General features: G+C 65.2%; 1 protein-coding gene. It reads right to left on the bottom strand.

Going from position 1 to position 655, the window contains the following annotated elements:
* The coding region (locus tag AC1DTN_RS38075) for a DotH/IcmK family type IV secretion protein (protein WP_477925333.1) at positions 1-265 on the bottom strand (265 nt) is incomplete at its 3' end.
* Positions 266-655 lie beyond the last annotated feature (390 nt).

Genomic DNA, 655 nt, shown 5'->3' with positions numbered 1-655 from the left:
GCCAAGGACGCCCCGCTGCGTCAACGAACATGATCGTCGCTCCTTGACGTGGCGAAAGACGCAACACGGGCGGCGTCCCGCCAGGAGAGAGATCCACGGTGGTCTGGGTACTCGTGGGCCGAGCGGGCGCACGACCGGTCACGTTCTCCGTGAAAGCATCCTTGCGCTCTTCAATCTGCTTGCGCAGATTGACGATTTCCTTGAGCGTCAGCGGCGCCACTTTGTCGAGCACCGCCTGCGAGGTCGCGACATAGGGCGTCGGCATGGCGGCGGCGCTAGCCTGTGTTGGCTGAGTGGCTGGAGACGCCAAGGGCCCTGACCCCTGTGCGCCGGGCGCGCCCGACGGAGAGGGCCCATTCTGAGGCAACGCGCCTGCGGGCGCGGCACCTGGCTGGTTCGCCGCGGCACCGGCCGGAGCCCCCAGACTTGAAACGCGAGCCACGCCCTGGGCGTGCACCGCGGTCAGCCCCGCGCATCCGAGCAGCGCCACCAAGGCGGCCGCGGCTGCCTGCCGACCCCGAATGCCGATGCCCGTAGCCATCGCTGTTCGGGCTTTCGCTCGCGTGACTGAATCTCTTTTTTCATTCATTTCGCTATTGTGCTGCAAACTATTTCAATGGTGCTCTTCGGCATCGCTTTTCCGATGCGCAAATTA

The organism is Rhizobium sp. 01T444, assembly GCF_056398305.1.
The sequence above is the reverse complement of the archived record's forward strand: the minus strand, read 5'-3'. Positions and strand labels throughout refer to the sequence as shown.